Consider the following 16,394-nt stretch of genomic DNA (forward strand, 5'->3'; position numbering starts at 1 on the left):
GTCGAGAAGACTCCCACCTCTTTCAGGCGGTGAGTAACAGCAAGTTCGTCTCAGTGGGAGTCCAATCTCCGGCTGCTCGACTTGAATATAATAAGATGATACCAGTGTCCCCTGAAAACTACAGGTACAGTTTTCAGGGGATTTCCAATATTATTTTGGGCATAGCTGAATTATTTTTAGCCCTGAATTTTGTTGAAAAAAGATAAGGCTTATGATACAATCTTGAAGATTTAGGATAAATCAGATGTGAAATGACGCCCGCCTTTACAGGTGGTGAGCAGCAAGAATGCGCAGGTATTCTTGAATATGTATGACGACAGAAAGGGAGATTGTATGAAAGCATTTCTGATATTAGAAGACGGCCATGTTTTTACAGGGACGAGTATTGGTTCTACCCGGGAAGTTATCAGTGAAATCGTCTTCAACACTTCCATGACAGGTTATCTGGAAGTAATGACGGATCCTTCCTATGCCGGACAGGCCGTATGTATGACTTATCCCCTGATTGGTAATTATGGTATCTGCTATGAGGACCAGGAATCAGGACAGCCATGGATCGATGGTTTTATTGTACGTGAATTATCCCGTATCCCAAGTAATTTCCGAAGCGTGGATACAATACAGCATTTCTTAAGCAAACATGATATTCCCGGTATAGCCGGAATTGATACCAGGGCATTGACCAGGATCCTTCGCGAGAAAGGTACAATGAACGGTATGATCACAGTCAATGAAAATTATGACCTAGACACAATTCTCCCCAGATTAAAAAAATATACTACAGGTAAGGTTGTAGAGAAAGTAACATGCCGTGAGAAGCAGATCCTGCCAGGAAACGGTCCAAAGGTGGCACTTCTTGATTTTGGCGCAAAAAGAAATATTGCCCGTTCACTGAACCAGCGTGGCTGTGAGGTGACGATCTATCCGGCACTTACAAGCGCAGAGGAAATTCTGGCTGCTAAGCCAGATGGGATCATGCTCAGTAATGGCCCTGGAGATCCAAAGGAATGTACTTCTATTATAAAAGAAGTAAAAAAACTGTATGATTCAGATGTGCCGATTTTTGCAATCTGCCTGGGACATCAGCTGATGGCACTGGCTACCGGCGGAGATACCTACAAGATGAAATACGGACACAGAGGAGGTAATCACCCGGTTAAGGATCTGACAACTGGCAGAGTGTATATTTCATCCCAGAACCATGGATATGTGGTAGATGCAAAAGGACTTGAAGAGAAAAATATTGCCCAGCCGGCATTTATCAATGTTAATGACGGTACCAATGAAGGCATGGCATACGTTGGGAAGAATATTTTCACTGTACAGTTCCATCCGGAGGCCTGCCCCGGACCACAGGATTCAGGTTATCTGTTTGACCGTTTTATGAAAATGATGGGAGGAAATGACTGATGCCAAGAAACAAAGACATAAAAAAGGTACTTGTAATCGGTTCCGGACCGATCATCATTGGGCAGGCTGCAGAGTTTGACTACGCCGGAACCCAGGCATGCCGTTCCCTGAAAGAAGAAGGGATGGAGGTTGTTCTTCTGAACTCCAATCCAGCTACTATTATGACAGATAAGGACATTGCAGATCGTGTATATATAGAGCCGCTTACTGTAGAGGTGGTAGAGCAGCTGATCCTGAAAGAGAAGCCGGACAGCGTGCTGCCTACACTGGGAGGCCAGGCAGGCTTGAACCTTGCAATGGAACTGGACGAAAAAGGCTTTTTAAAAGAGCATAATGTGCGTCTGATCGGAACTACTGCCCAGACGATCCGTAAAGCAGAGGACAGACAGGAATTTAAAGATACCATGGAAAAGATCGGGGAGCCGGTTGCAGCATCTAAGGTGGTAACTACTGTAGAAGATGGTCTGGCATTTACAAATACCATCGGTTATCCGGTAGTACTTCGTCCAGCATATACACTTGGCGGAAGTGGCGGCGGTATTGCCCACAATGAGTATGAACTGAGAGAGATTCTTGAGAATGGTCTTCGTCTTTCCCGTGTAGGTGAGGTACTGGTAGAGCGGTGCATTGCCGGATGGAAAGAGATCGAGTATGAGGTAATGAGAGATAGTGCAGGGAACTGCATTACTGTCTGCAACATGGAGAATATTGACCCGGTTGGTGTGCATACAGGTGACTCTATCGTAGTTGCTCCGTCACAGACATTGGGAGATAAAGAATATCAGATGCTTCGTACTTCTGCACTGAATATTATTACAGAGCTGGGCATTACCGGCGGATGTAATGTGCAGTATGCTCTGAAGCCAGACAGCTTTGAATACTGTGTTATTGAGGTAAATCCACGTGTTAGCCGTTCTTCAGCACTTGCAAGTAAGGCTACTGGATATCCCATAGCAAAGGTTGCTGCTAAGATCGCCCTTGGATATACACTGGATGAGATCCCAAATGCCATTACTGGCAAAACCTATGCAAGCTTTGAGCCAATGCTTGATTACTGTGTAGTTAAGATCCCAAGGCTTCCATTTGATAAATTTATTACTGCAAAGAGAACGCTGACTACCCAGATGAAAGCCACCGGAGAGGTTATGAGTATCTGCCATAATTTTGAAGGCGCCCTGATGAAAGCAATCCGTTCCCTGGAGCAGCATGTGGATAGTCTGATGTCTTACGATTTTACACAGCTGACAGATGAAGAGCTTCTGGAGGAGCTGGAGATCGTAGATGACCGCAGGATCTGGAAGCTGGCAGAAGCAATCCGTCGTGGTATGCCACAGTCCATGCTTCATGATATAACCCAGATTGATATCTGGTTTATTGATAAGCTGGCAATCCTTGTAGGTATGGAGACAGCCCTGAAGACCAGAAAGCTTACAAAAGAGCTTCTGCTTGAGGCAAAACGACTGGAATTTCCGGACTATATTGTTGCCCGTCTGACAGGAAAGACAGAGGCACAGATCAAAGAGCTCCGTGCAGAATATGGCATCCGTGCAGCTTATAAGATGGTTGATACCTGTGCAGCGGAGTTTGCAGCAGAAACACCATATTATTATTCCGTGTATGGAGATGAAGGCACAGAGAATGAGGCTGTTGCCACACCTGACAAAAAGAAAATCCTTGTTCTTGGTTCAGGACCTATCCGTATTGGCCAGGGTATTGAGTTTGACTTTTGCTCTGTACATTGTACCTGGGCATTTGCAAAAGAAGGCTATGAGACCATCATTATAAATAACAATCCGGAAACAGTAAGTACAGACTTTGATATTGCAGATAAGCTGTATTTTGAACCGCTGACTCCTGAAGATGTGGAGAATGTGGTAAACATTGAAAAACCGGATGGAGCTGTGGTACAGTTTGGTGGTCAGACAGCCATTAAGCTGACAGAAGCCCTTACCAAAATGGGTGTGAAGATCCTGGGAACTTCTGCAGAGAATGTAGATGCTGCAGAGGATAGGGAGCTGTTCGATGAGATCCTTGAAAAATGCCAGATCCCAAGACCAAAGGGTCATACGGTATTTACTGCAGAGGAAGCGAAAAAGGCGGCAAACCAGCTTGGGTATCCGGTACTGGTTCGTCCTTCCTATGTTCTGGGCGGCCAGGGTATGCGTATTGCAGTCAGTGATGAGGATGTGGAAGAATACATCGGCATCATCAACCAGATCGCACAGGAGCATCCGATCCTGGTGGATAAGTATCTGATGGGAAAAGAGATCGAGGTAGATGCGGTTTGTGATGGCGAGGACATTCTGATCCCTGGAATCATGGAGCATATCGAGCGTGCAGGTATCCACTCCGGTGACAGTATTTCCGTGTATCCGGCAAGAACCATCAGTGAAAAAGCAAAAGGAACCATTGCAGAGTATACAAGGCGGCTGGCAAGAGCCCTTCATGTGATCGGTATGATCAATATCCAGTTTATTGTACTGGGGGATGAGGTATATGTGATCGAGGTAAACCCAAGATCCAGCCGTACAGTTCCTTATATCAGCAAGGTAACAGGGATTCCGATCGTACCGCTGGCTACCAAGGTGATCCTTGGATATAAGCTGAAAGAGATGGGATATACACCAGGTCTGCAGCCTGAGGCAAAACATATTGCCATCAAGATGCCGGTATTTTCCTTTGAAAAGATTCGTGGTGCAGATATCAGCCTTGGACCTGAGATGAAATCCACAGGAGAGTGTCTGGGAATTGCAGAAACATTTAATGAGGCGCTTTACAAAGCATTCCTTGGTGCTGGCATCCGCCTTCCGAAGCATAAGAATATGATCATTACCGTCAGGGATGAGGAGCAGCAGGATGTAGTGCCTATCGCAAGAAGATTTGAAGCTTTAGGCTATAGGATTTACGCTACCAGAGGAACTGCAAGAACCTTAAAGGAAAATGGTATCCGTGTGATCCGTACCAACAAGCTGGAGCAGCCGGCACCCAACCTGATGGATTTGATCCTGGGCCATAAGATCGATGTGGTAATTGATATTCCGCCACAGGGTATCGATCATCAGAAAGACGGATTTGTGATCCGTCGAAATGCCATTGAAACAGGTGTGAATGTGCTTACCAGCCTTGATACTGCAGAAGCGCTGGTAACCAGTCTTGAAAATACAGATGTGCATAATCTTTCCCTGGTAGATATCGCTACTATCGCAAAAAGATAAAGCAGATTAAAGATAATTGCAACAGTAAAGGCACTAAACGATTACGAAAAATCCAAATTACAGGTTTACAGAAGAAATATGATGTAATATAAACAAAAAGGACGGGGAACCAATTATCTCCGTCCTTATTGTACTTTAAGATAACTGTTTGACAGGCGTTTTTCCATGAACTGACAGATCGTTATTTTCAGGAAGACAACGGAAAGGGGAGCATATGGATATCATTGAATTTTTCAAAGTAGTGATCCTTGGGATTGTTGAAGGGATCACAGAGTGGCTGCCCATCAGCAGTACCGGGCACATGATCCTTGTAGATGAATTTGTTAATCTGAACGTAACCAAGGATTTTAAGGATCTTTTCCTGGTTGTGATTCAGCTGGGTGCCATTCTTGCTGTTGTGGTTTTGTACTGGCATAAGCTGTGGCCTTTTTATAATAAGACACTGTCAAAGCGAACCAGGGCAGCTATCAGCCACAAGCCGGGATGGGCACAACCTATTCTTATTTTCAGGGAAAGATTCTGTGACAAGGAAAAATGGGTTCTGTGGTTCAAGATCATTGTTGCCTGCCTTCCTGCTATTATCATTGGTCTTCCCTTTGATGATCTGATCGAAGAGAAATTTATGAATTATGTGGTGGTAGCCATTGCGCTTATTGTGTATGGTATACTTTTTATTGTAATTGAGAACTACAATAAGAACAGAAAAGCATCCTGTACCAGTCTTGAGGAGATGTCTTTTAAGACAGCCTTTCTCATTGGCTGCTTCCAGGTGCTGTCCCTGATTCCTGGTACTTCCAGATCAGGATCTACCATTATTGGCGGGATTCTTTTGGGGACTTCCAGGACTGTAGCTGCTGAGTTTACATTTTTCCTGGGGATACCAGTTATGTTTGGAGCCAGCCTTCTGAAAATTGTGAAATTTGGTTTTGAATTTACCTCCACAGAGGTAATTATCCTGCTTACAGGAATGGTAGTGGCATTTGTGGTTTCCATTCTGGCTATCAAATTTCTGATGGGATATATCAAACGCCACGATTTCAAAGCCTTTGGCTGGTACAGGATCGTTCTTGGCGTATTGGTGCTTGGCTACTTTATCGGTAAAACACTTCTGGCATAAGGAGGTTATCCTGCAATGGGGAAATATATTATGGCACTGGATCAGGGAACGACCAGTTCACGGTGTATCCTGTTTGACAGAGAGGGCAGGATGTGCAGTGTTGCCCAGAAAGAATATACACAGCATTATCCTCAGCCAGGCTGGGTGGAGCATGATCCTATGGAGATCTGGTCATCTCAGCTGTCGGTTGCCATAGAGGCAATGGGGCAGATCGGCGCAGATGCAGAGGATATTCATTCCATTGGTATTACCAATCAGCGTGAAACGACCATCGTTTGGGACAAACGTACAGGGAAGCCGGTTTATCCGGCAATCGTATGGCAGTGCAGACGTACTGCAGATATGATCGAGAAGCTGGAAAAGGAAGGCTTCTCAGATGTGATCCGACATAAGACAGGACTGATTCCGGATGCTTATTTTTCTGCTACCAAGATCTGCTGGATCCTGGATCATACGGAAGGGGCAAGAGAAGAAGCACAGAAGGGTAATCTTTTGTTTGGCACAGTAGATACCTGGCTGATATGGAAGCTGACCAAAGGGGAAGTACATGTAACGGATTACACCAATGCTTCCAGAACAATGTTGTTTAACATCCATGAGAAGCACTGGGATCAGGAAATCCTGGATTATTTTAGGATACCATTTTCCATACTTCCACAGGTACGGCCAAGCAGCTGTATCTATGGTTATACTAATGAGAAGCTGATCGGTGGCAGGATCCCTATTGCAGGAGCCGCAGGAGATCAGCAGGCAGCTTTGTTCGGCCAGTGCTGTTTCAAACCGGGAGATGTTAAGAATACATATGGCACAGGATGCTTTCTTCTGATGCACACAGGAGATCAGATGGTAGAGTCTAGTCACGGACTTCTGACTACTATGGCAGTGAATGCAGATGGTACGCCAGGATATGCCCTTGAGGGCAGTGTATTTGTAGCAGGGGCTGCTATCCAGTGGCTCAGAGATGAAGCAGGGCTTTTGGAGAATGCTGCTGCTTCAGAGAAATACTGTCTGTCTGTGTCAGATACCAATGGAGTGTACGTAGTTCCTGCTTTTACAGGACTTGGAGCTCCTTACTGGGACCAGTATGCAAGAGGTGCGATCCTGGGACTGACCAGAGGAGCCGGGAAAGCACATCTGATCCGTGCTACAGTAGAATCCCTGGCCTATCAGGTGCACGACGTGATCCTTGCTATGGAGAAGGATTCCGGGATCCATCTGAATACATTGAAGGTAGATGGCGGGGCCAGCGCCAACAATTTCCTGATGCAGTTTCAGGCAGATCTTCTGGATGCACAGGTAGTACGTCCAGGATGTATAGAGACAACTGCCCTGGGGGCTGCTTATCTGGCAGGCCTTGCCACCGGATTCTGGAAGGGCAGCAGCGAGATACAGAAGAACTGGAATATGGAGAAGACTTTTTCACCATCTATTACCGAAGAAAAAAGAGAACAGCTTCTTAAGACCTGGAAAAAGGCGGTTTCCTGTGTTTTAGGATGGGCAAAAGAATAAGGACTGAATGCGACAGCCCTGGATATATAAAGAGGAGTGATCATAATGAAACGCAAAAAAATCGTTGTTCTGCTTACCGTAGGGACTATGCTGGCGGCGGCTTCAGGTTGTGGAAAAAGTGAGCCTGTGGCAGATCCAACACCAACCCCGGCACCTACGGCTACCCCTGCACCTACCTCGACTCCAACACCGGCACCTACGCCTACGGTTACACCGGCACCTAAAATGATTGGAAAGAAGACTGCAGAGGCCAAGTTTATTTACCTTTCCAACAATACAGATAAACAGTTCCGTAAGCTGTATCTTCGGGTATCCGGCAATGAGGTTTGGGGGAACAGTCTGATTCCAAGTGAATCTTCTGTGCATGCTTCAGAGAAAGTAAGGATGTATTATGCTCCTCAGACAGGCGAAGGGGTTACTTATGATATGCGCCTTACAGATGAGAATGGTAATACATATGAGATTGATGGAGCAGATCTGTCTGATATGGAGACTGCATCCCTGCGTCTGGATACTGATCAGGGGATCGTATATCTGACTTATGTAAGTAAAAGCTCCAACAGTGAGAAGAATACAAAGGACAGTTCATCCAGCACAGGTACTGAAGATACCTCCGGTATGGATGTGAGTTCTTCGGAACAAGGTATTTATTATTACAATCAGAGCAATGGTTCTTCTAATGGTGGGGATTCCAGCAATAGCGGTGGCAGCCAGTCTGGCGACAACAGTGGTAATGGCAGTCAGGGAACCACAGATAATAGCGGCAATAGCGGACAGAATACACCGGACAGTAGTGGCACCACAGGCGGAAACAGCCAGGGCGGTAATACCGGTACAGACAACAGTGGCAGTACAGGTGGTGACGCTAATCAGGGCGGTGGTGATATTGATTATGACCCTGGTGACGGCAGTGACGGATCTGAGAACTGGACTGACAATATTATCTGGGACGAAGATGGAAACTGGCAGTAAATAACAGATGTGATCGTATAAATCAGCCCCACACAGGAAGTGTGGGGCTGTAATACTATATATGCAAAATGATGGTCTGTATATCCTGTAATACAGGAACAGCAGATCGATGATTCACACATAGGATTTAAAGATATAAAATTTCGCCGGTATGAGTTACATCGTAGCCTGTCTGACCAAAAAGGTCAGACAGGAAACTTTCAGACCGGATGATCTCCAGAAGCGCTGTAAAGCCTGGTTTATCCAGAGAAGAAGCTTCCAGGACAAGGTACATAGGCAGTATTCCCATGGGCAGGAAGGAAAGGCCGGGAGTGGTTCTGGCTACCGCTTCTTCCCCAAGTGCTACATCCGCCCGTCTGGAAAGAACAGCAGAGGCAGTGGAAAGATCAGATACCAGTTCATTCAGATATCCTGAAATATTGTCAGTGTCCACACCTGCCTCCATAAGGGAATGGTCCAGAAAAATCCTGCGGGTACTGCCTTTTTCACGGTTGGCAAGGATCACATCTTCACGGTCAAGATCCTGAAAGGTAAAGATTCCCTTGGGATTATCCTGAAGAACATAAAAACCTATCGGAAAATGGTACAGGCATACAAAGGCCAGCGGGACTCCGGGAACAAGGCAGGAAGCTTCTTCTGGCTTCATACTTACAGCAGCTGCATGAACCTTTCCAAAATACAGGGAATATAGTCCATTGTAGGAATTCAGGTGAGACTGAAGAACCGGCATTCCCTGAGGATGGGCTGCCATACGGGAAAGAAGCAGTTCCAAGGCAGGGGTTGTCTGCCCGCTGAGGATCAGACCACTGGAATGGAGAAGGTAATCTCTTTTCAGCACGGAACTTTCAGGCTGAAAAGTGGGAACATGCAAAGGTTCCCTGGTTTCTGTCCTGTTTAAATATTCATCCAGCTGTTCTTCACTGATACGGAGCTGCTTTCCTACTTTGGAAGACTGCAGATCTCCTCTCTTGATCAGTTCATATACGGTTGTCTTTTTTATTTTTAACTTTTCTGCAATTTCTAAGGCTGTATAGAATTTACTCATCAATTCCCACCATTACATTTGTTGCCTTGATCACCGCATAAGCGTCTGAGCCTACTTTCAGATTTAATTCTTCTACTGCAGCACAGGAGATGGTAGCTGTGATAATATTCCCTCCTCCGATGTCGATGGAAACAATGGAATTTACAGCTCCCTTGTTGATATTGATTACTTTTCCTTTTAACTGATTTCGTGCACTAAGTTTCATAATGATCCCTCATTTTCTGTTTTGTTTTATGATAACACGGTCAAAATGAATTGACAAGGATTTGATAATTGTTTAAAATGAATGAAACAGAACTAAACTAAATAAAACACAACAAAGGGAGAATGACATGAGAAAAAAGATGATAGCGGCTATGCTGACAGGTGTGATGTGTATAGGTCTTATGCCGGGAAACGTAATGGCAGCATCTGACTCTGATGAACTGAAGGGAGATGTATATGCATTTATAGCAGCCAGCCTGAGTAATTCCATGGAAGAGATCCAGAAGGATTTTGAAAAGCTTCATCCGGAGGTGTCCATTAAGTACAATGCAGACAGTTCAGGCACACTTCAGACTCAGATTGAGAGCGGAGCTCCTTGTGATCTTTTCTTTTCAGCAGCAGACAAGCAGATGAATGCACTTGTGGATGAAGAGCTTGCTGACAAGGATTCTGTTGTAGATCTTCTTGAGAATAAAGTTGTTCTGATCAAACCTAAGGACAGCGAGACTAAGGTGACAGGTTTTGAGAATATTACCCAGGCAGAGAATATTGCACTTGCAGGAGAGGATGTACCGGTAGGCCAGTACGCAAGAGAGATCTTTACTAATCTGGGTATTATGGATGATGTGGAGAAGATGGAGATTAATGAAGGCAGGAACGTAACAGAAGTGCTTACTGCTGTTAGCGAGGGAAGTAATGAAGTAGGCATTGTTTACGCTACAGATGCTGCTTCTATGGGAGATTCTGTAGAGATTATTGCAGAAGCTCCGGAAGACAGTCTGGATACACCTGTTCTTTATCCTATTGGTCTGATCAAGAACGAAAGTGCAGATGATGATGAGAAGGCAGCTGCAGAAGCATTCTATGCATACCTTCAGACTGAGAATGCACTGAAAGTTTTTGAAGAGTATGGATTTACCCCATATGTTGCAGAACATTAACTGGAGTCCATTGTGGATCTCTTTAAAAACCGGATTTGCAGCTACAGTGATTGCCTTTTTTGCAGGTGTATTCTGTGCCAGGAAGATCATGAAACTGCGTCCGGCGGCCAAAGGGATCTGGGATGGGATCCTTACAATGCCACTGGTGCTTCCCCCTACAGTTGCCGGATTCTTTTTGCTGATGCTTTTTAGTTTGCGCCGTCCTTTTGGAAAGTTTCTGATGGACAGCTTTGATATACGGATCGTACAGAGCTGGGCCGGATGTGTGATCGCTGCGTCTGTGATCGCCTTTCCTTTGATGTACCGTAATGCAAGAGCCGCATTTGAACAGGTAGATGTAAATCTGATCTATGCAGGCCGTACCCTTGGGATGAGCGAAAGTAGGATATTCTGGAAGGTGATCATGCCTGCTGCAAGGCCCGGAATCGCTTCCGGTACGGTATTGGCTTTTGCGAGAGCTATCGGAGAATATGGTGCCACATCCATGCTGGCAGGGAATATTCTGGGAAAGACCAGGACGGTTTCTGTGGCTATTGCTGCAGAAACAGCAGCTGGCAATTACGATAAAGCAGGTTTCTGGGTAGCGATCATTCTTGTACTTTCCTTTGTGATCGTTGCAGTGATCAATATTATTTCCGGTAAGGGAATGCAGACAAGAAGGTGGATATAAATGGCGGTAAGTATTGACATCGAAAAAGACTTTAAAGGCTTTTCCCTGCGTGTGAAGTTTGACAGCACCTGTGCCACCATGGGGATCCTGGGAGCGTCCGGAAGTGGGAAAAGCATAACGCTGCGTTGTATTGCCGGGATCGAGACACCGGACAGAGGCAGGATAGTTGTAAATGGAAGGACGATCTTCGATTCAGACCAGAAGATCAATCTGAAGCCCCAGCAGCGCAGAATCGGATATTTATTTCAGAATTATGCCCTTTTTCCAACTATGACAGTCAAAGAGAATATTGCCTGTGGATATAGAGGAAAAGATAAACAGGAACGGGATAAAAAGGTTCAGGATTATATTACAAGATACCATCTGGAAGGACTGGAGGATCATCTGCCTTCTCAGCTTTCCGGCGGACAGCAGCAGAGAGTGGCACTTGCCAGGATGATGACAGGGGAGCCTGAGATGATTCTTCTGGATGAACCTTTTTCTGCATTGGATGGTTATTTAAAGGATGTGCTTCAGAGAGATATGCAGACATTTTTAAAGGATTATCCCGGAGATATGCTTCTTGTTACCCATAGCAGGGATGAGGCTTTTAGATTTTGTGACCAGTTGATCCTGTTAAAGGATGGGAAGACTCTCACAATAGGAAATACCCGTCAGATCTTTGAGGATCCAGGACTGATAGAAGCAGCCAGGCTTACAGGATGTAAGAATTATTCTGCTGCAGAAAGGATCGACAGCCACCATATTTTTGCAGCAGACTGGGGGATCAGCCTTCGGACCGTGCAGCAGGTACCCACTGATATTTCCTGGGTAGGGATCCGTGGGCACTGGCTCAAGCCAAGAGAAGAAGACGGCGAGAACTGCATGCCTGTGAAAGTAACAGAATACATAGAAACTACCTTTGAGCATCAGTGCCTGGTGCAGAATCCTAGGCTGAAAGATGGAGGAAGCCTGTGGTGGATGCGTCCAAAGAATTCTTTTGAAGAGGACCCAGGAAAGAATCTTCCCACATATTTATATTTGCCACCGGAACATCTGATGCTTCTGAAAAAATAAGGGACTGGTATATTGCCAGTCCTTTTTGCTTAAAGATCATTTGAGGTTTTGGGAATATTTAATATAATCTACCACCATCATGGCCAGCTTAAAGGTAAGCGCATCCTCAAAGGTGCGGATATCCAGGCCAAACTTTTTCTGGAGCTTCTCAAAACGGTAGACCAGAGTATTTCTGTGGACGTAAAGCTGTCTTGAGGTTTCAGAAAGATTCAGATTGTTTTCAAAAAAAGTGCGGATGGTAGCAAGTGTTTCGTCATCAATGGAATCCAGGGTTTCTTCCTTGAAAAATTCATCTATAAACATTTCGCAGATTTCTACAGGAAGCTGATAGATCAGACGGCCGATCCCAAGACGGTTATAGCCAAAAACATTTTTCTGGGCATAAAAGATCTTACCTACTTCCAAAGCTGTTTTGGCTTCTTTGTAAGCTGAGGGCAGGTGATGGATGTTGTCTGTCAGATTGCTGTAGGATACCCAGGCAGATGTCATGGCCTCTGTATTCAGCATATCTACCAGCATATGTGCCACACGCCGCATATCCTGGAATTCTTCAGTGGACTGCAGCTCATGGATGATAATGATCCCTGAATCATCTAAGGCAGTGATAAAATCTCTGGTACGTGCAGAAAAAATGTTGCGGATGGTAGCAAGTACATTCTCGTCTTTGTTCTGCTTTGTTTCTGCAAGGAAAATGCATCTTCTGACAGAGGTGGAGATATGCAGCTTTTTGGCTTTATTAAATGCATCGATCTCGCCGTAATTACCAAGAAGGAGATTCTGCATAAATACATTTTTGTCGCTTTTTTCGGCATATGCGGTGAGCAGGCTTTCAATCTGGCAGACAGCCAGTTCTCCAATGGTGGAGGCAGAAGGATCTGTTCCCCATAGGATCAGGATGTAGACCAACTGCTGATTATCCATGATTTTGTACAGGGAACAGCTGGTATTGGAAAGACAAAGCGCATCGCTTTCTCGGAAATCTTCTAATTTTTTGGATGAAGGAAGCTGACGGCTGCAGGTAGTCACACATACTTTATCATCTGAATCCACCAGACAGAAATCAAGGTGGCTAATATTCTTCCAGTCATTCAGGCATTTCTGTAAAACTTGAAATACTTTCATCAGGTGTGTCCTCACTTTTTAGCGGATTGAATACAGGGTTTTGAACCTTGTGAGCATAGTATATCATAAAATAATGGATCAAAAAAGAAAAAACACAGGAATTATGGCTCATACAGTTTAGCCCGTCCAATTTCCATGAATTCGCACATGCAAGCATGGCTCATTCATGGCTGCTGTCCGGGACTTTTAAAAGTCAGCTGCTTCGCGCCTTTGGCGCTCTCACAGCTGCCCACTGTATTCGTAATCCGGGCTGTCACCCTACTTACTCATACAGTTTAGCCCGTCCAATATCCATGAATGAGCGCATGCGAGCATGGCTCATTCATGGCTGCTGTCCGGGACTTTTAAAAGTCAGCTGCTTCGCGCCTTTGGCGCTCTCACAGCTGCCCACTGTATTCGTAATCCGGGCTGTCACCCTACTTACTCATACAGTTTAGCCCGTCCAATATCCATGAATGAGCGCATGCGAGCATGGCTCATTCATGACTGCTGTCCGGGACTTTTATAGTAAAAAACGGCTGTACCTGTCTTTTCGTGAATGTCACGAACAGGTACAACCGCCTTTATCATAGGTTTATATTGATAGCTAAATCAATTGTATTAGTTGCAGATCACAAGCTCTGTCTCTTTATCGAAGAAATGAGATTTCTCCATATCAAATGCAAATTTGATAGCGTCGCCTGTCTTGGAAGTAGTACGTGGGTCAACTCGTGCTGTTACCTGTGTGCCGTTTACATCGAAGTACAGGAATACTTCAGCACCAAGAAGCTCATATACTTTAACTGTGGATGTCATTGGAGCGCTTGGAGAAGCCTCGATGAACATCTGGGAATCATGAATATCCTCTGGACGGATACCAAGTACAACAGTCTTTCCTACATAGCCACTCTCTTTAAGAACTTTAGCCTTAGCTGCTGGAATAACAACATCATTGTCACCGATCTTGGCGATCAGGTTATTACCTTTTTCTACGATCTGTGCGTCCAGGAAGTTCATCTGCGGGGATCCCATGAATCCTGCTACGAACAGGTTGCCTGGTTTCTCATACAGGTTCTGTGGTGTATCAACCTGCTGAACAACACCATCTTTCATAACTACGATTCTGGTACCAAGAGTCATAGCCTCTGTCTGGTCATGTGTTACATAGATGATTGTAGCACCCAGTCTCTGATGGATCTTGGAGATCTCGATACGCATCTGTACACGAAGTTTTGCATCCAGGTTGGAAAGAGGCTCATCCATAAGGAATACCTTAGGATTACGAACAATTGCACGACCCATAGCAACACGCTGTCTCTGTCCACCGGAAAGAGCCTTTGGTTTACGGTCAAGAAGTTTCTCAAGGTCAAGGATCCTTGCTGCTTCTTTAACTGCTTTGTCAATCTGATCCTTCGGAACTTTACGAAGCTTCAGTCCAAAAGCCATGTTATCATATACGGTCATGTGAGGATACAGAGCGTAGTTCTGGAATACCATTGCGATATCACGATCTTTAGGCTCAACATCGTTCATAACCTTATCACCAATCTTTAATGTACCACTGGTGATCTCCTCAAGGCCTGCAACCATACGAAGAGTAGTAGATTTACCACATCCGGAAGGTCCTACAAAGATGATGAACTCTTTGTCTTCGATTTCAAGGTTAAAATCCTTAACAGCCTGAAAGCCGTTTGGATAAGTTTTGTTAATGTGCTGTAATGATAAGCTTGCCATGATTCTTCCTCCAACATCCTTTGGTTTATAACTGTTTGGTATCCTCACAGTTATTTTTGTTTTTATTATTTAGTTACATGAATTTGCGTTCTTTTATAGTGATAGTATAGCGAAAACCTTTTGGAAGGGCTAGGGAAGAATCATACAAAGTTTTTGGCGGTTTCTTGTCAATCTGACGAAAAGAAACTAATAAGGTTTCGGCAAAATGGAAAATAAAGTCAGTGTAATTTATGAAGCAGCCTTTTGGGCAAAGCTGGTAGTTACAAGATCTGTATATTCTGTACGCCAGGAAAGCTCCCCTGCATCCTGAAGGATATCCTGGAGCAGCTGAAAGCTTTCCTCATTAAAAATAAGGTTATCTTTCCAGGTATCCTGCTGATAGTATCGGGTTACGATAGCAGTTACGGTTGCAAGGTCAGTTTCCGGGAACTGAGGGGCAATCACAGTGGCAATTTCTTCTGGTGAATGGGTGCTTACATAATCCATACCTTTTTGCAGGGCATTTGTGAATTTTTGTATGGTTTTCGGATGATCTTCTAAAAAGCTGGCTTTAGCACTGTAAGAGGTATACGGTACGTATCCGGAATCTGTACCAAGGGATGCTACCACATATCCGGTCCTTTCCTGCTCCAGCAAAGTAGCAGAGGGTTCAAATTCCACGGTGAAATCCGCAGAGGTATCCCCTGTGAAGGCAGCTGCTGTTGAGCCAAAATCAATACTTTGGTCTATGGTAAGATCTGTTTCCGGATCAAGACCGTTATTTTTCAGAATATATTCAAATACCATTTCCGGCATGCCGCCTTTTCGGCCACCCAGAACTTTCTTTCCTTTTAGGTCATCCCATGTAAAATCCGGCATTTCTTTCCTTGCCACAAGGAAATTTCCAGCCCGTTGGGTTAGCTGGGCAAAATTCATAACCGGATCCGTAGCTCCTTCCTGATAGGTATAGATAGATGCCTCAGCCCCCATAAAGCCAATATCTGCTTCACCGGAAATGACAGCAGTCATAGTCTTATCCGCACCAAATCCTGTGACAAGTGTGAGATCCAGCCCTTCTTCTTCAAAATAGCCCTCTTCAATTGCCACGTATTGCGGTGCATAAAAGATTGAATGTGCTACTTCATTTAAAGTAACCTTGCTAAGCGTTTTATCTTCTGTACTGTCTTTTTTCTTTGCTAATGCTGTTACTGGCAGTGCAGTAATAGTCATCATAACAGCAGCTGCCAGTGCGATCCATTTTAATTTTCTCATACAGATACTCCTTTTTGACTTCTGCTGTTAAGATATGCCGTAAATCTTAAATGGTGTATGCGCAGACTATTCAATGTGACTTGAAAAAGTAAATTCCAGTGCAAAAGTAAATTTCACAGCACTTTAAATTTTGTTGTTTTTACGAGAGATTTTTAAGCAAAATCTCTCG

13 protein-coding genes are annotated in these 16,394 nt (G+C 44.7%); 8 read left to right on the forward strand and 5 right to left on the reverse strand.

Annotated features, from left to right (window positions below):
- Positions 1–333: 333 nt before the first annotated feature.
- From G5B11_RS06435 to G5B11_RS18940, 5 genes are all read left to right on the forward strand, one after another.
- The gene (locus G5B11_RS06435) at positions 334–1,410 is read left to right on the forward strand and encodes a carbamoyl phosphate synthase small subunit (RefSeq protein WP_158421431.1); all 1,077 of its coding nucleotides are present in this window, start codon (positions 334–336) and stop codon (positions 1,408–1,410) included.
- Entirely contained in the window at positions 1,410–4,625 is a 3,216-nt protein-coding gene (carB, locus tag G5B11_RS06440; protein ID WP_173727273.1) for a carbamoyl-phosphate synthase large subunit, read from the forward strand. The genes G5B11_RS06435 and carB overlap by 1 nt, the downstream gene beginning before the upstream one ends.
- A gap of 214 nt (positions 4,626–4,839) precedes the next feature.
- The gene (locus G5B11_RS06445; protein WP_173727274.1) at positions 4,840–5,742 is read left to right on the forward strand and encodes an undecaprenyl-diphosphate phosphatase; all 903 of its coding nucleotides are present in this window, start codon (positions 4,840–4,842) and stop codon (positions 5,740–5,742) included.
- A gap of 15 nt (positions 5,743–5,757) precedes the next feature.
- A complete protein-coding gene (gene glpK / locus G5B11_RS06450) occupies positions 5,758–7,251 on the forward strand; it encodes a glycerol kinase GlpK (protein ID WP_173727275.1) in 1,494 nt (497 codons plus the stop codon).
- Between the two features lie 45 nt (positions 7,252–7,296).
- On the forward strand, positions 7,297–8,223 hold the full coding sequence (locus tag G5B11_RS18940) for a hypothetical protein (protein WP_191868068.1): 927 nt from the start codon (positions 7,297–7,299) through the stop codon (positions 8,221–8,223).
- 127 nt (positions 8,224–8,350) lie between these two features.
- Here the strand turns inward: G5B11_RS18940 and G5B11_RS06460 are convergent, their stop codons facing one another.
- Together G5B11_RS06460 and G5B11_RS06465 are read right to left on the reverse strand one after the other, a co-directional pair.
- Positions 8,351–9,268, reverse strand: coding sequence for a helix-turn-helix transcriptional regulator (locus G5B11_RS06460; protein WP_173727276.1), 918 nt, complete (start codon positions 9,266–9,268; stop codon positions 8,351–8,353).
- The gene (locus G5B11_RS06465) at positions 9,261–9,473 is read right to left on the reverse strand and encodes a TOBE domain-containing protein (RefSeq protein WP_158421437.1); all 213 of its coding nucleotides are present in this window, start codon (positions 9,471–9,473) and stop codon (positions 9,261–9,263) included. The genes G5B11_RS06460 and G5B11_RS06465 overlap by 8 nt, the downstream gene beginning before the upstream one ends.
- Before the next feature lie 127 nt (positions 9,474–9,600).
- Here G5B11_RS06465 and modA point away from each other — a divergent pair, with 127 nt between their 5' ends.
- Genes modA through G5B11_RS06480 form a run of 3 tightly spaced genes read left to right on the forward strand, consistent with a single transcriptional unit; the run spans position 9,601 to position 12,139 of the window.
- Positions 9,601–10,413: a molybdate ABC transporter substrate-binding protein gene (modA, locus tag G5B11_RS06470; protein ID WP_173727277.1), complete on the forward strand. Its 813-nt coding sequence runs from the start codon at positions 9,601–9,603 to the stop codon at positions 10,411–10,413.
- Positions 10,397–11,083: a molybdate ABC transporter permease subunit gene (modB, locus tag G5B11_RS06475; RefSeq protein WP_330382907.1), complete on the forward strand. Its 687-nt coding sequence runs from the start codon at positions 10,397–10,399 to the stop codon at positions 11,081–11,083. The genes modA and modB overlap by 17 nt, the downstream gene beginning before the upstream one ends.
- On the forward strand, positions 11,084–12,139 hold the full coding sequence (locus G5B11_RS06480) for a sulfate/molybdate ABC transporter ATP-binding protein (protein WP_173727278.1): 1,056 nt from the start codon (positions 11,084–11,086) through the stop codon (positions 12,137–12,139).
- A 36-nt stretch (positions 12,140–12,175) separates the two neighbouring features.
- Here the strand turns inward: G5B11_RS06480 and G5B11_RS06485 are convergent, their stop codons facing one another.
- The 3 genes from G5B11_RS06485 to G5B11_RS06495 all read right to left on the reverse strand — a co-directional run bounded on the left by G5B11_RS06485 (position 12,176) and on the right by G5B11_RS06495 (position 16,225).
- On the reverse strand, positions 12,176–13,261 hold the full coding sequence (locus G5B11_RS06485) for a PucR family transcriptional regulator (RefSeq protein ID WP_173727279.1): 1,086 nt from the start codon (positions 13,259–13,261) through the stop codon (positions 12,176–12,178).
- Positions 13,262–13,861: 600 nt separating this feature from the next.
- Positions 13,862–14,974 carry an ABC transporter ATP-binding protein gene (locus tag G5B11_RS06490; protein ID WP_158421442.1) on the reverse strand — a complete coding sequence of 371 codons (1,113 nt, stop codon included), beginning with the start codon at positions 14,972–14,974 and terminating at the stop codon, positions 13,862–13,864.
- Between the two features lie 228 nt (positions 14,975–15,202).
- On the reverse strand, positions 15,203–16,225 hold the full coding sequence (locus G5B11_RS06495; protein ID WP_173727280.1) for an ABC transporter substrate-binding protein: 1,023 nt from the start codon (positions 16,223–16,225) through the stop codon (positions 15,203–15,205).
- Positions 16,226–16,394 lie beyond the last annotated feature (169 nt).

The organism is Blautia glucerasea (genome assembly GCF_013304385.1).
GTDB lineage: Bacteria > Bacillota > Clostridia > Lachnospirales > Lachnospiraceae > Blautia_A > Blautia_A ammoniilytica.